This window comes from Kroppenstedtia sanguinis (genome assembly GCF_050433445.1).
GTDB classification, from domain to species: Bacteria; Bacillota; Bacilli; order Thermoactinomycetales; family DSM-45169; genus Kroppenstedtia; species Kroppenstedtia sanguinis.
On the sequence record NZ_JBNPXF010000044.1, the window covers coordinates 1 to 7,679 of the forward strand.

Below are 7,679 nucleotides of genomic sequence, written 5' to 3' on the forward strand. Positions count from 1 at the left end.
AAGTGATCGGCCGCTAGGGGGAGGTCGGCGGCCAATGCCTCCCGGATCGGTTTTCCGTTGTCCCAGGTTTCGGAGAGGGCCAGCATCTCCCGGTTTTGATCGATGCGATCAGCGATTTTCAGGAGAATTTTACTCCGCTTGGCAGCCGACGTATTTCCCCACTTTTCTCGAGCCTGATGGGCTTTGCCAACAGCCAGATCGATATCCTCTTTCTTGGAACGGGGAACCCGGGTGAAAACTTTTCCATCCACTGGAGAAGGATTATCAAAATACTCTCCTCCCACTGGAGGTACCCACTCCCCCCCGATGAAATTCTCGTACCGGGATTTGTACTGAACCGGGCTTCCCTCCGTATTCGGCTTTTTGTAGCTGGATAACGTCACACTCATCGCTGCTCATTCCTCCTCTGTTCGATTTGGAAACAACGAGATCTTTACATGGATGTCCCTTGGAAGGCTTCAACAGAGGAACACTAGATCCTCCTCTGTTTCAAATATTTTGTCAACCCTATTTTCGCTGGGGTCCAGGACTGCAATTCTACATTCGCTTCCAATATGGTGTGTCTCTGTCCGTTCTATAGGATCCTCCCCCACCTCCTATCCCGAGATAAGGATATGTATCCAGATCGGAGAACATTCCCCCGACAGAGACTCCCATGAATAACTAGAGATCCTAGAAGCGTTGTGAAAAACCGTTCCCAGAGAGAGGGTGGAGGTTTCACATGGAGTGACTTGGGCTTGCTAGAACAACGGAACGATAGGTGAACCCCATCCCCACCGTCCAAAACCAAAATCACTATGCTTCTAGGATCACAGATGCTCAGGGTCATCAGGAAGCGATGGCCCAGCAAATCCAACCCACCCATCCTCCTCACGGTAAAGCGCCGTGCGGGGCATAGCTTTACGATCCTCTGCGGCAAACTGAAACACATCTATTTATAATAATCGCTTATGAGGGTATCGAGTGAAAACTCAATTATCTTGGAGAGAAGGATGAACTTCTAGGAAATCGTCTCCATTTTGGAAGCTGCCGCCTCGGCATAAGCCGCTTCAATCAGATCTTGGTATTTCTCCTCCACCACATTCACCTTCACTTTTAGAGTCGGTGTCAACTCGCCACCCTCGATGGACCATTCCTTGCCGCAGACTATGGTTTTCTTAGGAATTTCATATGCGGCGAATCCCTTGGTATACTTATCCACTTCCTTTTGCAGAAGACCTTTCACCTCTGGGTGTTCTGCCAGATTTTCTGGATCTTGTTCCGGAAGACTGCGTTTTCCAGCCCAAGGAAGCAAATTTTCATAGTTAGGAACGACAAGGGCGATCACATACTTGCGCCCATTTCCAATCACAACTGCCTGAGAGATATACCGACTGTTGGTGATATGGTTTTCTACCGGCTGGGGTGCTACATTTTTTCCCGTGGACAACACGATCAGATTCTTTTTCCGATCGACAACCCGCAAGAAACCATCGGGCGTCCATTCTCCCAAATCACCGGTATGCAACCACCCATCTTGGATCGCTTTCCGGGTAGCTTCCTCGTTTTTGTAATATCCCTGCATAATACTTGGCCCCCGTGCCAGGATTTCTCCATCCAGACCCATCTTCACTTCCAGATTGGGAAGGGGCTTGCCTACCGTACCGATTCTGGAACGCATCATCGGGTTGGCAGAGATGACAGGGGAAGCTTCCGTCAAGCCATAGCCTTCCAAAACCGGGATGTCGATCGACCAGAAAAAGCGGGCGATCTTCGGGTTGAGGGGGGCTGCTCCTGAAACCAAGCCTCGCAATCGTCCGCCGACCCGATCTTTGATCTGCCGGAAGACCAGTCGATCTGCTAGGGTGAATTTTCGTCTGAGATCGGAAGGCATAGATTCTCCCTTCAATAGCAAATCCATCCGTGCCTCAACAAGAACGTCATAGCGTCTGCGCCCCACATCCACCGCCCAGTTGAAAATTTTCTGTTTGAGGGAAGATGCCGATGCCATCTGTTCCTGTACTTTGGCATAAATTTTTTCCAGGAGCCTGGGTACCGTGGTCATCACCGTGGGACGCACTTCGAGGAGATTCTCTTCAATGGTATCGATACTTTCCGCGTATGCGATCGTCGCTCCCGCCCGCATGGGAACGAACTGTCCCGCCATTCGCTCAAACACATGAGAGAGAGGCAAATAGGAAAGACACACATCTTCGGGGACCAACTCCACAATCCAGAATTGAACCCCCTCTATATTGGCCAACAAATTGCGATGAGTCAGCATCGCCCCTTTGGGAGGACCGGTGGTGCCCGAGGTGTGAATAATGGTGAAGAGCTGATCCCCTCCAATCCTCCTCCACCCATCCTCCCAGTCGCTCCGGGGATGTTTCCGCCCTACTTCTCGAACCGAATCAAAGGAGAGCAGCCCTTCCCCTTCTGACAAATCAGGGGTGGGTTTCATCACAATGAGGTGAGATACCTCTGCGTCTGTGGATCGGATTTTGTGGAGTTGGTCTTCTGTTTCCACCACAGCTGTCCGACAATCGGCATTTTTCAAAATATATTGGACCTGATCCGCCGTCAGCGTCGGGTAGATCGGGACGCTGACCGCCGCTAGGCTAGCTACTGCCAGGTCTGTCACTGGCCACATCGGATTGTTGTTGGAGAGGATCGCCACCTTATCTCCCGGCTCTACGCCAAGATAGGCGAGCCCGGCGGCAGTCTCCCTCACCTGCTCCCACATCTCCCCGTAAGTGATCGACCGGTAAGCCCCTCCTTCCTTATACATCAGTACCTTTCTGTCGGGTCCACGCTCCACCGTCTGCCACACCATCGCCAACAGGTTACTGGACATCATTCCGCCTCCAATTCCAATGGATACGTATGATTTTCACTCCACCTTTGATTTCTCTCACTTGCAATCGGTTACAATCTTTTTCAAAGGGGAATCTCTCTCAAAGACGGGGATATTCATATTTACGTCAGGGACCTTTCTTTTTTTCCTTTTTTGACACCGATCGATTTGGGACTATTGGGATCATCTGCAGTTTGTCTTTGGAATTATCTGTGTAAAAGCGAATTTCGATCCAAAGCCAGAGCTGTGAAGGACCCTACGGCAATTCGGTTGAGCAGGCGGGCCACAGACTCCACTTCGACTTCCTCCTCTCCGCTCATCAGACGCTGGATCACCACCTCATGAATCGCCCCCACCATCGCCTGTGAGACCAAATTCATCTCGGAATCGGAAATGCCATCAGGTAGAATGGACCGGACGGTATCATGGATCATCCCGGCAAAACGAAGGTGTGCCTTTCGCCGGACTCCTTCCACCTCTGGGCTGATTCCCACAGAGGTGATTAACAGCACCTGGGCAATTTCCTGATGGTCGTTGCACAATTTCATATACCGACGGATCCCCGCATATCCCTTATAAGCCACCTTCCTTTCAGCCTGAATCGCCTTTTCCACTTCTTGCAGAAATTCGCCAGCCAATTGATCGAACAGGCGGGCTAACAATTCATCCTTACTTCGGAAAAAGTTATAAAAAGTGGTTTTGGAGATTCGGGCCCTCCCCACTACATCCAGAATAGACGTCTCTTTATACCCCTTTGATACAAACAGGTGCATCGCGGAGTACAAGATCTTATCCTTGGGCTGATCTGGCAATTCTCGGGTAAACAACAGCGGTTTCATGCGCCACACTCCCATTTCGACTCCAGTACGTACACGTATTTTACTGCAGAGAAAACAGCGGGTCAATACGGAATAGTGCAAAAATACCATTCTCCCCCGGTTTGAGGAAAAAGCAAATGGGAGATGCTTTTGCCACCTCCCACGAAAATCCCTTCACACTCCAACGGTCGAATCCACATTCAACCGGCGCTCCTCTTCCAAGCGACGGGGCCTTTCCACCTACAACCAGCACGAAAGCGGACCCGATACGGTTGTTTTAGAAAATTGCGCATGATTACCATCACCTTGGACTGAAAGGATCATTTCCCCTCAAGATCAGGCGTGTTGATTAGCTATATTTTGGGTGGGAAGATCGTGTTCACCCACGCGACCGTTGCCATCCGGCAAGGAAGTGAAAATTGTCCGCTCCAAATCTTCCGATCGGACAGGGGCAAAGCCTTACGGAAGCAACACAGGGAAGATGTTGCCCCAAAACGCCCTCCCTCCAGATTCTCCGCTGGGTAGGATGGCTACCTTCATCTAGAGCTTCAGCTCCTTTGGATTGTAGTGCCCATGGTACAAAGGTCGCTTTGCACCCATAGGGTACAAGTCTCGCCAAGGTCGCTTCCGCTCCCAGGTCTCGCTATGGCAGCACACGACTCCTTTCCGCTGTCCATTTTCTGGTTAATCAACAGCCCTGCCTCAAGATATAAAATTCCCTGGGCCATAGACACACCATCCAACACATGTGTCCATACAATAGGATAAAGATGGTTCAGAGGAGGTAACAAATGCATCTTCCCCATCTATATATCGCGCCTAGCAAAAACCCGGACCTTATCCTGTTGCAGGATATTGTCAAATCGATCAACGGGCAGTACAATGCGATCACCTGCTACGCCCAGATCGCGGAGATGGCCCCAGTGCAACAGAAGGAAAAAATTCTTGGAATCCGGCAGGAAGAGATTCGTCATTACCACACCTTCGTCAACATCTATATCAGTCTTACTGGTCAAAAACCCCCTGAAATCACTCCGGAACCCTGTCCGAAAAACTATCGGGAAGCCCTGGAGTTTGCACTAAAAGACGAACAGGAAACGGTTGATTTTTATCTCCATATCGCCGATCGAGCCCTCACCCCCTATATCAAGCAGGCATACATGCGAGCGGCTCAGGACGAACAGAGACATGCCGTCTGGTTTTTATTCTTCTGGACCAAACAATACTGTCTGAAAAGCAACTGAAACTCCGCAGATTCACCGCGGAGTTCCTTCTCTCTTATGGGACAAACCCCGCTTGACTCACATAAACCTGATCATCGGGAAAAACCTCTTGCAGCCGATCGTAAACGATCCGCCAGGCGGCAGGATTAACCCATTCTTCCAAGCCGAGCTTTTCATACAGCGAATACAATCCTAATTTTCGAGTCCGTTTGCCTCCGCTGCCATCCCCCATGAAATAATCATCCACACAAACCCGACGCACACGACCGACCAATTGGGCTGGAAACGCTTCACTGCTGGGCAACACCGGAGCAATCGCGACTTGGGTCGGTACACCCGCATCCGCCAAACGTTGCAGTGTTTTCAAACGGCCGGCGATCGGCGGGGCTCCCGGTGTAAAATGCTTGCGAATCTCTTCCCGGTCCGTCTCGATGGTCATGCTGACCCGGACACGATCCTGCAGGCGCAGGAACAGGTCGATGTCTCTGTACACCAATGGACTTCGCGTCTGCACCAATAAGAAATCAGGGGGAGCTTCCACCATCACCTCCAATAGGGACCGGGTCACCTCTTCTTGATATTCGATCGGTTGATAGGGATCGGTGCTGGATGACATGAAGATCGTCACTTTTCCCTTTTGTTTCGCCTTTGCCAGCTCTTTACGCAGGAGATCCGCTGCCCCTTTTTTGATATCCACCCAGGTTCCCCATTCTTCTCCGCGGAAAAGGGAGACTGGCATTTGCCGTACATAACAGTAGGAACACCCGAATGAACAACCTGCATAGGGATTGAGGGAATGGCTGTAACTGGCCAAAAAGCCGGTTCCTTTATTGAGAAGTGACTTCGGGTACTTGTGGAAAAACTGACTTTTCACAGGGATCCCTCCAACTGGTGATGGTTACGGAGAAAAGAGTAAAAGACACAACCCAGGATTTAGATTTTGTCAGACACTGTTGATCATCCATATTTTAGGTGGCAAATAAGGTCGAGATGGTGGGGCGGTGAAGAGCCTTTGAGTTCAATGCAAGAGATCGTAGCCGTCCCACCATCCCGTCCCCTCAAGCGATATTTTACGATGGGAGCAATGGGAAGAGCAAAAGAGTCATTTCGTTCCCATCATCCACTTTATGGTTCACAAGATAACCAGATTAAAGCTTGGGTTACGGTGAAGTATTTAGATGAAGCGTAAAAGCCATACAGCTTTCACAGTATGAATTAACCTTAGAGAAAGAGACAAATTGGAGGATTGTTAAATAGGAGTTTTCGAACTACTCTTTATAATAAATTGAGATAGGACATTTGGAAAACCTATGTTGCTTATAAAAAGCATTTTAACTGCATTTCTTCGTTGTTATCAAAAAAAGGACGAACCCATATGGCCGTCCTTTCTCCATTTATTTGTAAGCATTTCCAGGAGATGCAAATAAAGATTTATCCTCTACTTTATGCGTTACAACCATCAGAATCATACCAAACAAAATCATCCCTCCAGCAACAAAAGTGATTTCTCTGAATGAAAACTGATTTGTGAGCAGTAGGCTGCCTAACGTTGCGCCGATAGAATTTGCTAGGTTGAATACAGATGCAGCAATCGTTCCGGATAAGGCTGGTGCTTCTGTAGCTGCAAGAATAATTTTCGCATTTAATATCGGTGTCGTACCAAACGTTCCGGCGCCAAATAGGAAACAAGCTATATAAGTGAGGAAAGGATTCATTAATAGGAATGTGAAACTGATCAGCACGATTCCTAAGATTGCTATGGACATAATCAGACGCTCTGTCAATACTTCCGGCTGGATTTTTCCAGAGACAAAGTTTCCTATAACAGCGCCGAGTCCAAATAGGAATAATCCGATGGTTAACCTAGTTACATCAAAACCGGCAAGCTCCCTCAGCATCGGCTCAGTAAACGTATAAGCAGTAAAGACACCGGAAAAACCAAAAACAATGACTGCAATCAGCATCCAGACATTTTTATTTTTCAATACGGCTAATTCATTCTTTAATTTAGGGACTTCATTTTGTTTCCTATCAGGTGTAACTACCAGAAGACCGATTAAATTAATTGCTCCCATCAGGGTAATAAACCAGAATACGAGTCTCCAATCAAGCAATCCGCCAATATAGGAGCCAAACGGGACGCCAAGCATCACAGCAATGGTAAGTCCCCCCTGTACCGCAGCAATTGCGCCCGTGCGTTTATGGGCTGGAGAAATGTCGACTGCCATACTCATGCTTAGACCAAAAAACGGTGCATGCATAGATGCAGAAAGTAGCCGTGATAAAAGGAGTATCTCAAAAGTAGGGGCCGTTGCAGCAATGATATTACTTATTATAAAAATGGACATCAATGCGATTAACAATGGCTTCGGTGAAAATTTAACCGTCAGCATCCGAAGCAGCGGACCACAGACCGCAACGCTGATAGCATAAACACTGAGTAGTAATCCAGTTGTAGAAACTGCTACATCCAGATCAGCGGCAAATTGTGTCAATAATCCGGTTACTGCATATTCTGTCATGCCAATCGCAAAGGTACCAATCATAAATATGGATAAAATCATATTTCTAGAGAATTTCATGGTCATTTCAAACCCCTCCTTTCTGTCAAAAAAAATATTATAGAGGAAGAGACGCACGATGTCTAGGCTTCTGGTTGGAAAAATAAGAAATAATTTTGGGTATAAAATATCAGGCGTGTTGATTAGCTATATTTTGGGTGGGGAGATCGTGTTCACCCACGCGACCGTTGCCATCCGGCAAGGAAGTGAAAACTGGCCGCTCCAAATCTGACCATCGGGCAGG

6 protein-coding genes are annotated in these 7,679 nt (G+C 48.4%); 1 reads left to right on the plus strand and 5 read right to left on the minus strand.

What is annotated here, in order from left to right:
• The 3 genes from JOD24_RS15865 to JOD24_RS15875 form a co-directional block, all read right to left on the minus strand.
• Positions 1-389 (minus strand): aldehyde dehydrogenase family protein (locus tag JOD24_RS15865; RefSeq protein ID WP_429247335.1); only part of this gene is annotated, 389 nt, incomplete at its 3' end.
• A gap of 611 nt (positions 390-1,000) precedes the next feature.
• Positions 1,001-2,833 (minus strand): AMP-dependent synthetase/ligase, encoded by a 1,833-nt coding sequence (locus JOD24_RS15870; protein WP_380163733.1) that lies wholly within the window; start codon positions 2,831-2,833, stop codon positions 1,001-1,003.
• Positions 2,834-3,039: 206 nt separating this feature from the next.
• The gene (locus tag JOD24_RS15875) at positions 3,040-3,672 is read right to left on the minus strand and encodes a TetR/AcrR family transcriptional regulator (RefSeq protein WP_380163731.1); all 633 of its coding nucleotides are present in this window, start codon (positions 3,670-3,672) and stop codon (positions 3,040-3,042) included.
• 770 nt (positions 3,673-4,442) lie between these two features.
• On the opposite strand from JOD24_RS15875, the gene JOD24_RS15880 reads away from it, so the two are divergent.
• Entirely contained in the window at positions 4,443-4,895 is a 453-nt protein-coding gene (locus JOD24_RS15880; RefSeq protein ID WP_380163729.1) for a ferritin-like domain-containing protein, read from the plus strand.
• A gap of 34 nt (positions 4,896-4,929) precedes the next feature.
• On the opposite strand, the gene JOD24_RS15885 is transcribed toward JOD24_RS15880, so the two are convergent.
• Entirely contained in the window at positions 4,930-5,748 is an 819-nt protein-coding gene (locus JOD24_RS15885) for an SPL family radical SAM protein (protein WP_429247336.1), read from the minus strand.
• A gap of 520 nt (positions 5,749-6,268) precedes the next feature.
• The gene (locus tag JOD24_RS15890) at positions 6,269-7,456 is read right to left on the minus strand and encodes an MFS transporter (RefSeq protein ID WP_429247337.1); all 1,188 of its coding nucleotides are present in this window, start codon (positions 7,454-7,456) and stop codon (positions 6,269-6,271) included.
• Between the last annotated feature and the right edge of the window lie 223 nt (positions 7,457-7,679).